Genomic DNA, 14,552 nt, shown 5'->3' with positions numbered 1-14,552 from the left:
TCGGGAGCTCACGCGCCCTTCTTGGCGGCGAGTTTCTTCTCGAGGGACTCGACCGGCGCCGGGACGTCAGCGGTGGCAGCGGCAGCACCGACACCGAGCTTCGCGAGGATCTTGCGCTCGATCTCGGCGGCGATGTCGCCGTTCTGGATGAGGAAGTTGCGCGAGTTCTCCTTGCCCTGGCCGAGCTGGTCGCCCTCGTACGTGTACCAGGCGCCCGACTTCTTGACGATGCCGTGCTCCACACCGAAGTCGAGCAACGAGCCCTCGCGCGAGATCCCCACGCCGTAGAGGATGTCGAACTCGGCCTGCTTGAAGGGCGGCGCCATCTTGTTCTTGACGACCTTGACCCGGGTGCGGTTGCCCACGGCCTCGGTGCCGTCCTTCAGGGTCTCGATGCGGCGGATGTCCAGCCGGACCGAGGCGTAGAACTTGAGCGCCTTACCGCCAGCGGTGGTCTCCGGGCTGCCGAAGAACACGCCGATCTTCTCGCGCAGCTGGTTGATGAAGATCATTGTGGTCTGCGTCTGGTTGAGCCCACCGGCCAGCTTCCGGAGTGCCTGCGACATGAGGCGGGCCTGGAGGCCGACGTGTGAGTCGCCCATCTCGCCCTCGATCTCGGCGCGGGGCACGAGCGCGGCCACGGAGTCGACCACGACCAGGTCGATCGAGCCCGAACGGACGAGCATGTCCGCGATCTCGAGCGCCTGCTCACCCGTGTCGGGCTGGGAGACGAGGAGCGCGTCGATGTCGACGCCGAGATTCTTCGCGTACTCGGGGTCGAGGGCGTGCTCCGCGTCGATGAAGGCCGCGATGCCGCCGTTGCGCTGCGCGTTCGCGATGGCGTGCAGCGTCAGGGTCGTCTTGCCGGAGGACTCCGGACCGTAGATCTCGATGATGCGACCACGCGGGAGGCCGCCGATGCCGAGAGCGACGTCGAGCGCCACGGATCCGGTGGGGATGGTGGCGACGGGGGCGCGTTCGTCACTCCCGAGGCGCATCACCGTGCCCTTGCCGAACTGTCGGTCGATCTGGGCGAGTGCGGTCTCGAGGGCCTTCTCGCGGTCTGCGGGTGAGGGCATGATGCGCTCCTTCTGCTCGTGTACGGCGCCTGTAGGCTGTCGCCTTCGCGAGGACCGGTGGGGCAGGGTCCTCGGTTCACCGACAAGGCTCGGATGCTCATCCGATGGACCGAACCTACGACCGGCCACCGACATCACCGCGCCGAGAGCAGACCGCTGTGGACGGTACGTCGCCACGAGCATCTGTGCAGGACGGTAGCACCGGGTCGAACACCCGTTCGAGCAACACGCCGAAGACGTGTTCGAGTGGGCGTCAGTCGCGCGGAGCGCGGAGGCCCTTGCCGTGCCGCCGTCCGACGGGCACGTCCTGCGCGTCGCACAGGGCCTCCCAGACGTCGCGGGCCGGCACCCCCGCCGCGAGCGCGTCGGCCGCCGAGCGTCCGCCCACCGCCCCGAGGACGACGTCGCGCGTGACCACCTGACCGTAGGCCGGACCGAACTCGTCCTCGACCGCCTGCCAGAACTCACTCACGCGCACGGTCCCATGGTAGCCAGGACCCCGGACACGAGGCGGGGCCGGACGCGCTCGTCGAGGCGGCCACCGCCGCTGGCCCTGATCGCCGCGCCCCCGGAACGCGGAACGCCCCGGTCCAGCAGGACCGGGGCGTTCCGACGCGGACTGCGCTCAGCGCACCGCGAGGTCGTTGTCGAACTCGGCGACGAGGTCGTCCGGCAGCATGTCCGGAACCGGGGAGGTGATCCCCTCGACGACCGCGAGGCGGTCACCGACTTCGCGCATGATGACCGAGATGGGCGTGTCGAGCGCGTCGGCGACCGAAGCGAGGATCTCGGAGCTGGCTTCCTTCTGACCGCGCTCCACCTCGCTCAGGTATCCGAGCGCGACACTGGCCTTGCTGGCGACCTGACGGAGGGTCCGGCCCTTCTGCAAGCGGAAGTCCCGCAGGACATCGCCGATTTCCTGACGAACGAGAACCATGAGAACTCCTCCTTCCTGTCATCCCGATCCCGCTCGATCCCGGTGACCGAGAACGGGACAGCAACACTATCGCCGCCGGTTCGTGCATGCTAACCAGGGGGCTCTGGGTGGTGCTTGTGAATGCACCACTTGTAACCGGATGGAAACGCGCCCTATTCCCCGGACGTGCTCGCCGTGACCGCCTGGTGCAAGCGTGTGAGGAGTTCGGAGACGGCCCCCGCGCGGATTGCCGCACGGTCACCATCGAGCCGGAGTTCGGACGCCTCCGCGACACCGGCCCGCGCGATCCCGACGAACACCGTGCCGACCGGCTTGCCGTCCTGCGGTTCCGGTCCGGCGACGCCCGTCGTGCTGATGCCCCAGGTCGCCGCGAGGCCGTCGACCGCCGTCGCCGCACGCACCCCGGTCGCCATCTGCCGCGCGACCTCCGGATCGACCGCCCCCCGGGTCGCCAGCAGCGCCGCGTCGACGCCGAGCAGCCGGTGCTTCAACGGCGTCGCGTAGGCGACCACACCCCCGCGCACGACCGCGCTCGCACCCGGGACGGCGACGAGCTCCGCCACGACGAGACCGCCGGTGAGCGACTCCGCGACGGCGAGCGTCTCGCCGCGCGCCGCGAGTGCGCGCACGATCGCGACCGCCAGCGAGCCGGGAGGCACGACAGCGTCGGGTGCGTCGGTGACCGTCACCGCGCCTCCCGGCCGTGCCGCCAGGCCTGCCACAGGTAGTCGAGACCGCTCAGGATCGTCGCGAGGAACGCCAACACCATGAGGACGGCGTCGACGACGTGCACCCAACCGCCGAAGACGTTCCAGAAGGGGATGAGGGCCAGGGTGATCGCGACGGCCTGCAGGACCGTCTTGACCTTGCCGCCGCGGCTCGCGGGGATGACCCGGTCGCTCAGCACCGCGAAGCGGAAGACCGTGATGCCGATCTCGCGCACCATGATGAGGACGGTGACGTACCAGGGCAGTTCCCCGAGCACCGAGAGCGAGACGAGGGCGCCGCCGATGAGCACCTTGTCGGCGATCGGGTCGACGAGCTTGCCGAAGTCGGTGACGAGGTTCTGCCGGCGGGCGATGATGCCGTCGGCGCTGTCGGTGACGATCGCGACCACGAACAGCACGGCTGCCCAGATCCGGAGGGGACCGTCCTGCCCCGCGTCGAGGAGCAGGAAGACGAAGAACACCGGCGCCATCAGGATCCGGATGACGGTGATGACGTTGGCGACGTTCGCGGTCGACGCCGGCCCCGATCCCGATCGGATCACCCGCCCCCGCCACGGGAACCGCTTCTGCGTCGCGGTGGACTCACCGGAGGCGCTCATGGTGATCACTCCCTGCCGGTCAGGCTCCAGGCGTCCTCGTCCGGATCGCTCTCGACCTCATCGTACCCACGGGTCATGTCGGCGACCGGGTCGTCGGACCCGCGGTACCCGACGTCGCCCTCCGCGCCGTCGCGCGTCGGGGTGACCGGGGCGGCCGGCGCGGGGGGCTCCTCACCCCGGAGTCGCGCGAGGGTCTCGGGAAGCTGCTCGACCGTGATGAGGACGTCGCGGGCCTTCGAGCCCTCGCTCGGCCCGACGATCTCGCGTGACTCCATGAGGTCCATGAGCCGCCCCGCCTTGGCGAAGCCCACGCGGAGCTTCCGCTGGAGCATCGAGGTCGACCCGAACTGCGTCGAGACGACCTGCTCCACGGCCGCGAGGAGGAGCTCGAGGTCGTCACCGATGTCGGCGTCGATCTCCTTGCGCTCGACGACCGCCTGGACGTCCTGGCGGTACTCCGGGCGGGCCTGGCGGGTGACGTGCGCGACGACCTCGGCGATCTCGCTCTCCTGCACCCAGGCGCCCTGCACGCGGACGGCCTTCGACGACCCCATCGGCAGGAACAGTCCGTCGCCCTGGCCGATGAGCTTGTCGGCTCCCGGCTGGTCGAGGATGACCCGGGAGTCCGTCACGCTCGTCACCGCGAACGCGAGCCGCGACGGCACGTTCGCCTTGATGAGCCCCGTGACGACGTCCACCGAGGGACGCTGCGTCGCGAGGACGAGGTGGATGCCGGCCGCCCGGGCGAGCTGCGTGATGCGGACGATCGAGTCCTCGACGTCGCGCGGGGCGACGAGCATGAGGTCCGCGAGCTCGTCCACCACGACGAGGAGGTACGGGTAGGGCTTGAGCTTCCGCTCGCTGCCGGCGGGCAGGACGATCTCGTCGTTCGCCACGGCACGGTTGAAGTCGTCGACGTGCCGGAACCCGAACGACGCGAGGTCGTCGTACCGCATGTCCATCTCCTTCACGACCCACTGCAGCGCCTCGGCCGCCTTCTTCGGATTCGTGATGATGGGGGTGATGAGGTGCGGGACACCGGCGTAGATCGAGAGCTCGACGCGCTTCGGGTCGACGAGGACCATGCGGACCTCGCTCGGCTTCGCGCGCATGAGGAGCGACGTGATCATCGAGTTGACGAAGCTCGACTTGCCGGACCCCGTGGAGCCGGCGACCAGGAGGTGCGGCATCTTCGCGAGGTTCGCCACGACGAAGCCGCCCTCGACGTCCTTGCCGACGCCGATGGTCATCGGGTGCTTCGACTTCGTGGCCGCGTTCGACCGCAGCACGTCGCCGAGCGAGACGATCTCGCGGTCCGAGTTCGGGATCTCGACGCCGATCGCGCTCTTGCCGGGGATCGGCGAGAGGATGCGGACCTCGTTCGAGGCGACCGCGTACGACAGGTTCTTGCTCAACGCCGTGACGCGCTCGACCTTGACCCCCGGGCCGAGCTCGATCTCGTACCGGGTGACCGTCGGGCCGCGCGAGAACCCGGTGACCTTGGCGTCGACCTTGAACTCGGTGAGGACGCCGGTGATCGCCGCCACCATCTCGTCGTTCGCGGTGCTGTGCGCCGTCGCGGGGGTGCCCGGGCTCAGCGTCGAGGCGGCGGGCAGGCGGTAGGGCGCGGCCGGAGCGTCGTCGGCGGTCGTGTCGGGCAGGCCGTCCTGCTCGTCTTCGTCGAGGGGCAGCACGTCCGTGACGGGCTCGGCCACGGCGGGACGGATGACCTCGGTCGCGGCCTGGGCCTCGTCGTGGCGCACGCGGCCCGGCGCCTGCGCGTCGAACGCACGGAGGGCCTCCTCGGCGCGGTCGAGGTCCTCGGCGACGTCCTGTTCGAGCGAGTCGTTGAGGTTGACCGACACGGGTTCGGCCGGCGTCAGGTCGACGAGGCCCGCCGCGGCGCCCGAGCCCACCGCTCCCGCGACCCCGACCGGACCCGGGGCGACCGGCGCAGCCGCGGCGCCGCGGCCGGTGGCGGCCGCGGCGCCGGACGTCTCGGCGTGCGGGAGCACGGGGGTGTCGTAGGCGGGATCCTCCTCGCGCCCGGTCTTGTTGCGCCGCCACCACGGGAGCGTCCCGGGCTCGCCCTCGCCCGAGCCGTCGCCGCTGCCGTCGCCGTCGAGGTCCTCGAACGGGTCGAACGACGACGACGCCGAGGTGTTCCGGCCACGGCGCGGTGCCACGGGCGCGGGTGCGTCCGCGTCGATCGGAGCCGGCCCCGGCGTGCCGAACAGGTACGCGTAGAGCTCGTGCACGCGTCGACCCACGTGGTTCGGGGGCGTCTTCGTGATGATGAACAGCGAGAGCGCGATGAGCGCCACGGCCACGGGGGTGGCGATCCACGCGGTCGCGGCCGCGACGATCCAGCCGATCACCACCCAGCCGATGATCCCGCCCGCCTGTGCGAGCACGGGCATGCCGTCGGACGCCGGGGGCTGACCGCCGTAGATGTGACAGACGGAGGAGATGCCGATGACGAGCAACCCCAGGCCGATGCCGATGCGGGTGTTGTCGTGCACGGACGCGGGATGCCGGAACAACCACCCGGCGAACACGATCATGATGACCGGCAACGCGACCGCGAGCCGACCGAACAGACCACCGAACGTGTAGGCGTCCAGGGCCACCGCGACCGGGTTGGCGGGGTTGAGCCACTCGACCACGGCACCGGCGATCGCGAGCAGGAACAGCAGGAACGGGAAGCCGTCGCGTCGTTCGTCGTGCTCGAGCGACTCCTTGCCGAGCAGCCGGAACACCGCGCCGACACCGTGCGCTGCACCCGTCCAGGCGGTCACGAGGGGGTTCGGCCCGACGACCTCGACCGGTTGCGGGAGCTTCCGGGTGGTCGCCTGGGTCCGGGAGGTGCTGCCGCGGGCCCCCGTGCCGCCGGACCCGCGCGCGGGCGAGGACGCCCGCGACCCCGAGGACGCGCGGGACCCCGAGGACGCGCGCGACGACGACTTGGTGCTCCCGGCCATGAGCGGAACCCTAACCCGAGCCGGGGACGTCCGGCGGGAGGCCCGCCGTGACGGGCCGCGCCCCCGCACCCGGTACCGTGGGGCCAGGAGTGACGAGGAGGACGACACGATGGTCACGGTCCGCCCCGACGCACCGATCCGTCGCCTCAAGGGCGCCTCGGTCGCCGAGACCCGGAGCGCGATCGTGGACCTCATCCGCTCGAGTGGCACCATCAGCCGCACGGAGCTCGCGGAGCGGTCCGGACTGACGAACGCGACGATCTCGAAGATCGTCCGGACCCTGCTCGACGACGGCCTCGTGTCCGAGGTCGGGTACGCGGAGTCGACCGGCGGCAAACGCGCCGTCCTGCTCGAGCTGAACAGCACCGCCGGCTACGCGGTCGGGGTCGCCCTGGACACCGCGCAGGACGTGTACGTCCTCGTCGACCTCAGCGGTCGCCCGATCGACGCACGGAGCGTCGCGGGGACCGGGACCGAGTCACCCGAGGCCGTCGTGGCCCGCGTCGCCCGGGACGTCGCCGTCATGCTCGCCGACCACGGGATCGACCGCGACACCGTGATCGGGATCGGCGTCGCCGGCGAGGGACGGCTCGACCTGCCCGGTCGGGTGCTCCGGTCCACCGACTCGTGGAGCGAGTGGGACGACTTCGCGCTCGGGCACGCGCTCACCGCGGCGACCGACCTGCCGGTCACGGTCGACAACGACGCGAACTGCGCCGCCCTCGGCGAGTTCTGGTCGGGCCGCGTGCCGTCCACGCGCGACTTCGCCACCGTCTACATGGCGACGGGCATCGGGTGCGGGCTGCTCGTCGGAGGCGACGTCCACCGGGGCGCGTCGTCGAACGCCGGGGAGATCGGGCACATGTCCCTGCGGTGGGACGGGCCGCCCTGCTGGTGTGGGTCCCGCGGCTGCCTCGAGGTCCTCGCCGCGCCCGCCGCCGTCGTCGCACGAGCCCGCACCGACGCGGCCCTCGTCGCGCGGCTCGGCATCGACACCACCACGGACGGCGACGACGCCCGGGCGGTGACGGCCGACGTCCGCGCGACCTTCGCACGCGTCGCGGCCGCGGCCGTCCAGGGCGACACCGGCGCGCTCGCCCTCGTCGAGGAGTCCGCCGAGTACCTGGCGCGGGCGATCCTGAACCTCGTCAACCTGCTCGACCTCGACGAGGTCTACCTCGCGGGCCCGGGGTTCGCCACCGCCGGCGAGCGCTACCTGCGGGCGGTGCAGCGGGAGCTCCACGCGCACGCGGTGATGCGGGGCACGCATCCCGTGCACGTGGCGATGAGCGCCGTCGGCCGGGACGCCGCCGCGCTCGGCGCTGCCGCCGCCGTGCTCCACGCCCGGCTGACGCGGACCCGCGCCGGTCGCGGCTGACGCGGCGGCCCTGGCGGACCCGGCGGCCCCGGCGGACCCCGCGACTCCGGCGGACCCGGCGGCGTCGGTCAGTCGAGCCGCACGACCCGCAGGTCCCGCCACCGCACGACCGCGCCCGGCCCCCACCGCTCGTCCCCGAGCGCGGGGTCGTTGTCGTGCACCTCGAGCGCGATGTGCCCGGCGCGACCGAGCAGGGCGCGGACGGCGGCGCGGTCGAACCGGTCCGGTGGGAGCGCCCCGGTGTCGCACTCGGCGACGAGGAGCCCGTTGACCCAGGTCGTCAGCACCGGCCACTCCCCCACGCACCGGATCCGGAGCTCGTTCCAGTCGTCCCATCGCCACGCGGCGAGGAACGCCTCGGCGCTGGCGGCGTACGTCAGCAGGGCCCGCTTCTCCGGCGTCACCGGCTCGCGGCTCGTCACCGGGTCGTCCTCGGTCAGACCGACCGCTCGCCCGCCGGCGTCGCGGACGGCGTCGACGGCGAACCCGACGGCGTGGAACCCGCCGATCCCGTTGCCGTAGAACCCGCCGATGGAGCCGGACGGCCGGTGGTCGACGAGCACCTGGTACCCCTGCGACCCGAGCGCCGAGGCTCGGAGCATGATCCCGGTGTCCGCGGGCCAGTCCGGTCGCACCAGCACCGTCAGGTCGACGTCACCGAACACCTCGTCGCTGACCAGGTAGCCGCCGAGTCCGCGGCGCTCCTGGCCACCCACGACGGCGCCGTCGACCACGGACCACGCACCACTCGTGGCGAGGGCGTCGCGGACCGCGGGTGACGCGGGGTCCGGTGCCGGGCCTCCCGGCCGTGCGGCCACGGGCGTGCGCGGGACGGCGTGCCAGCCGTCGAGCGTGACGCCGTCGAAGAGCGCGGTCGCGACGAACGACGGCGCGGATCGGCCGGGAGGGCCGGCGACGTCACGCACGCGACGTCACCCAGGGCTCGTTCGAGATCGTCACCGCCGTGCCGGTGCCAGCGGCCTCCTCGATGGCGAGCCCGACGTGGTGGTCGTGCAGGCCCTCGGCGAGCGGGTAGGGGCCCGGGGCCTCGTCGCGGGTCCATGCGCCGGTGCGCGTCAGCAGCTCGGCGACGGCGAGGTCGTCGTCCATGAGGCGTCCGCCCTCGTACAGGTTCCGCCACACTGGGCGCCCGTCGAGGCTGATGTGCGTCGTGTCGAGCCCCTCGTAGTCCATGCCGTGGCCGGTCTGCGCCCGCTCGAACCGCGACGTCACCGGGGTCGTGGCGTCGAGCATGCGCACGAGGGTCTCGTCGTGGAGCTCGCCCGTCGACCCGCGGACCGCCAGGTGGTCCGGACGCACCGGGTTCCACCACTGGTTGTCCGTGAAGTCGTAGAGCCCCGTGCGGCCGTCCCCGAGGTCGAGCGTCGACAGGATCGTCCGGGCCGGCTTCGGCTCCGTGTCGTGTGTCCAGCCGTCCGGCGTGATCGGGTCGACCAGGGGCGCGGTCGAGGTCACGGACCGCACGGTCACCGGCCCCGGGGCGACGTCGAGGAACCCGCGGATCATCGACACCGCGTGGTACAGGTGCGTCGAGCTGACGTGCACGGAGGTCGGGGCACCGACTACCCCGTCCCGCACCGCTGCCAGCCGAGCGGCGTGGAGCGGCATGAGCAGGTACTGCTCGGCGACCTGGACGAGGTCCGCCGCGCCGACGTCGGCCCAGAGCGACCGCATGCCGTCGAGGTCCGGCGCCGGCGGCGTCTCGGTGAGCACGGGGACCCCGCGTCCGACGAGCTCGCGGACGAGCCCGGGCGTCACCGGCCACGGGACGCTCGGCACGACGAACTCGGGACGCTCCGCGGCCAGGAGGTCGTCGAGCGTCCGCCAGGTCGGGACGCCCCACCGGCGCTCGAGTTCCGCCCCGGCCTCGGCTCGACGCGTCACCACGCCGGTCACCCGGAACCGGTCGGGCAACAGCTGCGCCACCCGGAGGTAGACCTCGGTGCGCCACCCGTTGCCGACGAGCGCGTACCGGGTCGGTGCGACGGTCGGGAGGCGCTTGGTCGCGACCGCCGGGGTGCGCAGCGGTGGCTCAGCGGCGGCCGGGTCGGTGCGGTCCGTGTCGGTGGTGGTCATGCCTGGGCTCCTGACTGCTCGGTGGTGGTCGCGAGGGGGCCGCCGAGCACGCCGGCCAGCCAGCGGCCGCTCCGCTTGACGGTCCGCTGCTGGGTCGCGTAGTCGACGTGCACGATGCCGAAGCGGCGCGTGTACCCGAACGCCCACTCCCAGTTGTCGAGGAGGCTCCAGCAGAAGTACCCGCGGAGCGGGATCCCCTCGCGGACCGCGTCGGCGCACGCCGCGAGGTGCGCCTCGACGTACGCACGGCGCTCCTCGTCCTCGATGGCACCCGTCTCGTCGACCACGTCCTCGTAGGCCGCGCCGTTCTCGGTGACCGCGATCGGCAGCTCGGGCCGGAGCGTGTGGACCATGCGCAGGACGTCGACGAGGCCGTCCGGGTGGATCTCCCACCCCATCTGCGTGCGCGGTGCACCGGTGTCGACGGTCTCGACGAACTCGCTGCCCGGGTTCGCGCTCACCGCGCCGACGGCGCCACCGGCGTTGGTCGCCGCGCCGGTCCCGCCACCGGCCCGCACGGTGTGCCGGCTGTAGTAGTTGACGCCCACGAAGTCGACGTCCGCCGCGATCTCGGCGGCGTCGGACTCGGGGTTCGCCGCGAACCAGTCCTGCTCCCCGAGGTCACGGACGACGTCCTCCGGGTAGTGGCCGAGGAGCAGCGGCTCGAGGAACAGCCGGTTCTGGAGGCCGTCGATGCGTCGGGCGGCGTCGCGGTCGTCGGCCGAGTCGGTCGCCGACCGCACCGAGTAGAGGTTGAGCGTGACCCCGACCTGCGCGGTCGGCCGGGCGGCAGCACGGATGGCCGGGACGGCACGCCCGTGCCCGAGCATCAGGTGGTGGGCCGCGTGCGCGGCACGGGTCCCGAGCTGCTTGCCCGGCGCGTGCACACCCGACGCGTAACCGAGGAACGCCGAGCACCACGGCTCGTTCAGGGTGATCCAGTGGTCGACGAGGTCACCGAGGCCCGCGACGACGAGGCCCGCGTACTCCGCGAACCGGTCCGCCGTGTCCCGCTCGAGCCAGCCGCCCCGCGCCTCGAGCGCGCTCGGGAGGTCCCAGTGGTACAGCGTCGCCCACGGGGTGATGCCCCGCTCGAGCAGTGACTCCGCGAGGCGGCGGTAGTGGTCGAGCCCCGCCTGGTTCGCCGGCCCGGTGCCGTCCGCCTGGACGCGCGGCCACGCGACCGAGAACCGGTACGCGTCGACGCCGAGGTCCGCCATGATCGCGACGTCCTCGCGGTACCGGCGGAGGTGGTCGTCGGCCGGGTCGCCCGTCGAGCCGTCGGTGATCGCGCCGGGGACGCGGGCGAAGTCGTCCCAGATGCTCGGTCCGCGGCCGTCGACGTCGACCGACCCCTCGACCTGGTACGCGGCCGTGGCGGTGCCGATGACGAAGTCGTCGGGCAGATCGCTCCTGGTGAACGCCACGTCAGGCCTCCTTGTCCGGGGCGCACCAGTCGCTGCCCTCGTTCTCGGTCACGGCGATGAGGACCTCGTCGCGCTTCACCCCGGCACCCACCAGCTCGTCGACCACGCACCCGTACATGCGCTGCTTGTCCTCGGGACCGTAGATGCGGGCGAGCAGGATCTGCACGAAGAGGATGTCGTTGCGGTCCGCGTTCGGGAACGTCCGTGAGTACACGAGCTCCCCGGGCTCGTGGAGCCGGAAGACCTGGAACAGGTCGTCCTCGGGCATCGCGAGCCCGTCGACGAGTCCCTTGTGGATGGCGGCGCTGATGGCCTCGCGACGTGGTGCGAGGGCCGCGTGCATGTCGACGCGGACGAGGGGCATGGTCTCCTGCTTCCCGGGCCCGCGTCGGTGCGGGCCCATGTCGTGGTGCTCGGCGCCTCAGCGGGCGTCGAGCCAGTGCTCCGGAGCCGGCCGGAGGGCGGCGAGTTCCACCCACAGGTCGTCCGGGAGGTCCGTGGTCGCGGCGTCGACGGTCGTCGCGATCCGCTCGGGTCGACTGAACCCGACGATCGTGCTCGCGACCGCCGGCTCCCGCACGGACGCGGCGAGCGCCGCCGTCGCGAGGTCGGTCCCGTACCGGTCGCAGACGTCGGCCATCGCGGTGATGGCGGCGCGAGTGGCCGGAGGCGCGGGGCGGTAGCCGTAGTCGGTCCGGCCACTCCGCGGTGCGGCGAGGATCCCCCCGCCGAACACCGCCGCGTTGACGACCGCGACGTCGGTCTCGGCCGCCCGGGCCACGAGCGACTCGGCGCTGCGGTCGACGAGCGTCAGGCGGTTGTGCACGAGGAGGACCTCGAACACCCCGAGGTCGAGGTACCGCCGCATGACGTGGACGTCCCCGCCCGCGAGGCCGATGTGCTCGACGACGCCCTCGTCCCGGAGGGCGACGAGCGTGTCGACCGCGCCACCCGGTGCCGTCATCGCGTCGAGGTCGTGGAACTCGGGGTCGTGGAGGTGCACGAGCGGCAGCCGGTCGATGCCGAGCCGCTCCTGGCTCTCGCGGACGGACGCGCGGACGCGGGCGCCCGAGTAGTCGCCGTCCCGGGCGTCCACCTTCGTGACGACGAGCACGTCGTCCGGCAGGCCGCCGGCGCGCGCGATGCCGAGGCCGATGCGCCGTTCGCTCGCGCCGCCCGAGTACCCGTTCGCGGTGTCGATCGTCCGGATCGGGCTGTGGAGGACCTGGTCGACGAGGGCGACCGCGTCGTCCTCCTCGACGGCATGGCCGAAGTTCTCCGGCATGCTGCCGAGGGGTGCGGCGCCGAGGGTGACCGCGGAGACGGTGAGCCCGGTCCTCCCGAGGGGCCGCATCCAGCCGCCCGGGGTCACATCGAGGTCGGGATCGATCGTGGTACCGAGGTCGACCATCAGCTCTTCACCGCCCCGAGGGTCATGCCCGCGACGAACTGTCGCTGCATCCAGACGTACACGAGCACGACCGGCACGATCGACAGCGTCAGGCCGGCCGCGAGCGACGGCCAGTCGGTCTGGTACTGCCCGATGAGGCTGAACAGGACCGGCTGGAGCGGGAGTGCCCGCGTGTTCTGCAGCACCGTGTTCGCGATGAGGAACTCGTTCCACGTCGACAGGAACTGGAAGATGACGACCGTCGCGACCCCGGGTCGGGCCAACGGCAGGATCACCCGCCAGAACACCGTGAACTCGCCGGCACCGTCGATCCGCGCGGCCTGGACGAGTTCGTCGGGCAGGGTCTCGAAGAAGGCGCGCATGAGGAACATGGCGAACGGTGCCGAACTGCTGATGTAGAGCACGAGCAGGCCGAACTGGCTGTTGAGCAGCCCGATGTTCTTGAGTTGCAGGTAGAGCGGGATGATGAGCGCCGTCGACGGCATCATCAGGGTCGACAGGAGTGCGACGTAGAGGACGTTCTTGAACGGGAACCGGAGCTTGGCGAAGGCGTACCCGGTCATCGACGCGAACACGAGCACGCCCGCGACCGTCGCCGTGGTGATCCAGAGGCTGTTGAGGAAGTGCAGCCCGAAGTCCGTCGACGTCCACGCCGTGCCGTATGCCCGCGTCGTGAGCATCGTCGGGAAGAACGGTCCGTTGAACACGGTGTTCTCCGGGCGGAGCGACGTCGCCAGCAGCCACAGCAGCGGGAACACCGTCACCGCGCAGATCGCCACGAGGATGATCGCCGCGACCGACCGGGCGTACGGGACCCGTCGGTGCCGCGGCGCCTGGTCGAGGCGGCGGACGTCCGTCCGGGACACCGGTTGCTTGATGGCGGTCATCGGGCGGCCCTCCTCGCGAGCACGATCTGGACGAGCACGGCGACGCCGCACAGGAGCATGACGACGACGCTGAAGGCACTGCCGTAGCCGAGTTGCGGCACGGACCCGCCGGTGGACCCGAACGCGAGGCTGTACAGGTAGGTGCCGAACACCTCGGACTGGTGGCTCGGACCACCGCCGGTCATGACGAAGATGATGTCGAACACCTTGAAGCCGTTCATCAGGTTCAGGCTGATCACGATCGCCGTCACGATCCGGAGGCCCGGGATCGTCACGAACCGGAACTGCTGGAACCGGGAGGCGCCGTCGACCTCGGCGGCCTCGTAGAGCGAGGGGTCGATGCCCTGGATGCCGGCGAAGAAGATGAGCATGTTCATGCCGATCGCCATCCAGAGTGACACCGCGATGATCGCCGGCAGCACGAGCGACGGGGTCGACAGCCAGTTCGCGGCGAGACTGCCGAGCCCGAGCCCGCGGAGCGTCCGGTTGAGCGTGCCGATGTTCGGGTCGTAGATGAGCTTCCACAGCGCACCCGAGACGACGAACGACACCAGGCCGGGGACGAACAGGATCGTCCGGACCACGACGCTGAGGCCCTTCCACACGTTCGCGACGAGCACCGCGATCACGAGCGGGATCGCGGTCTGGAGGACCGTGGTCACGACCGCGTAGAGCACGGTCACGACGAACGCGTGGCGGGCGACCGGGTCGTTCGCCATGCGGGTGTAGTTGTCGAGCCCGATGAACTGCGGGATGCCGAAGCCGCTCCACCGCGTCAGCGACAGGTAGGCGGCGTAGAGGATCGGCCAGCCGACGAACGCCGCGAACAGCAGGACGGTCGGCGCGACGAAGGTGTACCCGGAGACCCACTCCCAGCGGCGGAGGCGAGCGGAGGCTCCCGCTCGTCCCCGCCCGCGGTTCCGGCCCGGGCCACCGCCCCGACCCGTGCCGCGGGGACCGCGCCCACGCTGGCCCATCTCGTCCGACCGTCCCGCCCGCTCCGGCCGGAGCACATTGGTGACAGCCAT

At 71.8% G+C, this 14,552-nt stretch carries 14 protein-coding genes; 1 reads left to right on the top strand and 13 read right to left on the bottom strand.

Going from position 1 to position 14,552, the window contains the following annotated elements:
• Positions 1-8 precede the first annotated feature (8 nt).
• From recA to DEI81_RS12820, 6 genes are all read right to left on the bottom strand, one after another.
• Positions 9-1,079, bottom strand: a complete 1,071-nt coding sequence (gene recA / locus DEI81_RS12845) for a recombinase RecA (RefSeq protein ID WP_111011118.1) — start codon at positions 1,077-1,079, stop codon at positions 9-11.
• A 253-nt stretch (positions 1,080-1,332) separates the two neighbouring features.
• The gene (locus DEI81_RS12840) at positions 1,333-1,557 is read right to left on the bottom strand and encodes a DUF3046 domain-containing protein (RefSeq protein ID WP_111011117.1); all 225 of its coding nucleotides are present in this window, start codon (positions 1,555-1,557) and stop codon (positions 1,333-1,335) included.
• Between the two features lie 147 nt (positions 1,558-1,704).
• The gene (locus DEI81_RS12835) at positions 1,705-2,016 is read right to left on the bottom strand and encodes a helix-turn-helix domain-containing protein (protein ID WP_111011116.1); all 312 of its coding nucleotides are present in this window, start codon (positions 2,014-2,016) and stop codon (positions 1,705-1,707) included.
• A 152-nt stretch (positions 2,017-2,168) separates the two neighbouring features.
• Positions 2,169-2,705, bottom strand: coding sequence for a CinA family protein (locus tag DEI81_RS12830; RefSeq protein WP_258368718.1), 537 nt, complete (start codon positions 2,703-2,705; stop codon positions 2,169-2,171).
• On the bottom strand, positions 2,702-3,343 hold the full coding sequence (gene pgsA / locus DEI81_RS12825) for a CDP-diacylglycerol--glycerol-3-phosphate 3-phosphatidyltransferase (protein WP_111011144.1): 642 nt from the start codon (positions 3,341-3,343) through the stop codon (positions 2,702-2,704). The genes DEI81_RS12830 and pgsA overlap by 4 nt, the downstream gene beginning before the upstream one ends.
• A gap of 5 nt (positions 3,344-3,348) precedes the next feature.
• Positions 3,349-6,324, bottom strand: coding sequence for a DNA translocase FtsK (locus DEI81_RS12820; RefSeq protein ID WP_111011115.1), 2,976 nt, complete (start codon positions 6,322-6,324; stop codon positions 3,349-3,351).
• A 109-nt stretch (positions 6,325-6,433) separates the two neighbouring features.
• On the opposite strand from DEI81_RS12820, the gene DEI81_RS12815 reads away from it, so the two are divergent.
• Positions 6,434-7,702: an ROK family transcriptional regulator gene (locus DEI81_RS12815; RefSeq protein WP_111011114.1), complete on the top strand. Its 1,269-nt coding sequence runs from the start codon at positions 6,434-6,436 to the stop codon at positions 7,700-7,702.
• 68 nt (positions 7,703-7,770) lie between these two features.
• Here DEI81_RS12815 and DEI81_RS12810 read toward each other — a convergent pair whose 3' ends face one another.
• Genes DEI81_RS12810 through DEI81_RS12780 form a run of 7 tightly spaced genes read right to left on the bottom strand, consistent with a single transcriptional unit; the run spans position 7,771 to position 14,552 of the window.
• Complete coding sequence (locus tag DEI81_RS12810; protein ID WP_111011113.1) at positions 7,771-8,628, bottom strand: DUF1080 domain-containing protein; 858 nt, start codon at positions 8,626-8,628, stop codon at positions 7,771-7,773.
• Positions 8,621-9,799 (bottom strand): Gfo/Idh/MocA family protein, encoded by a 1,179-nt coding sequence (locus DEI81_RS12805; protein WP_111011112.1) that lies wholly within the window; start codon positions 9,797-9,799, stop codon positions 8,621-8,623. Before DEI81_RS12805 ends, DEI81_RS12810 begins: the two co-directional genes overlap by 8 nt.
• Positions 9,796-11,226 (bottom strand): GH1 family beta-glucosidase, encoded by a 1,431-nt coding sequence (locus DEI81_RS12800; protein ID WP_111011111.1) that lies wholly within the window; start codon positions 11,224-11,226, stop codon positions 9,796-9,798. Before DEI81_RS12800 ends, DEI81_RS12805 begins: the two co-directional genes overlap by 4 nt.
• A gap of 1 nt (position 11,227) precedes the next feature.
• Positions 11,228-11,590 carry a tautomerase family protein gene (locus DEI81_RS12795; protein ID WP_111011143.1) on the bottom strand — a complete coding sequence of 121 codons (363 nt, stop codon included), beginning with the start codon at positions 11,588-11,590 and terminating at the stop codon, positions 11,228-11,230.
• Positions 11,591-11,647: 57 nt separating this feature from the next.
• Positions 11,648-12,637 carry an aldo/keto reductase gene (locus DEI81_RS12790; protein ID WP_181435418.1) on the bottom strand — a complete coding sequence of 330 codons (990 nt, stop codon included), beginning with the start codon at positions 12,635-12,637 and terminating at the stop codon, positions 11,648-11,650.
• The gene (locus DEI81_RS12785; protein WP_111011110.1) at positions 12,637-13,524 is read right to left on the bottom strand and encodes a carbohydrate ABC transporter permease; all 888 of its coding nucleotides are present in this window, start codon (positions 13,522-13,524) and stop codon (positions 12,637-12,639) included. Before DEI81_RS12785 ends, DEI81_RS12790 begins: the two co-directional genes overlap by 1 nt.
• Positions 13,521-14,552: a carbohydrate ABC transporter permease gene (locus DEI81_RS12780; protein WP_111011109.1), complete on the bottom strand. Its 1,032-nt coding sequence runs from the start codon at positions 14,550-14,552 to the stop codon at positions 13,521-13,523. Before DEI81_RS12780 ends, DEI81_RS12785 begins: the two co-directional genes overlap by 4 nt.

Origin of the sequence: Curtobacterium sp. MCBD17_013 (assembly GCF_003234565.1) — a bacterium.
GTDB lineage: Bacteria > Actinomycetota > Actinomycetes > Actinomycetales > Microbacteriaceae > Curtobacterium.
Note: the sequence above shows the minus strand (reverse complement) of the source record. Positions and strands in the feature narration are given on the sequence as shown.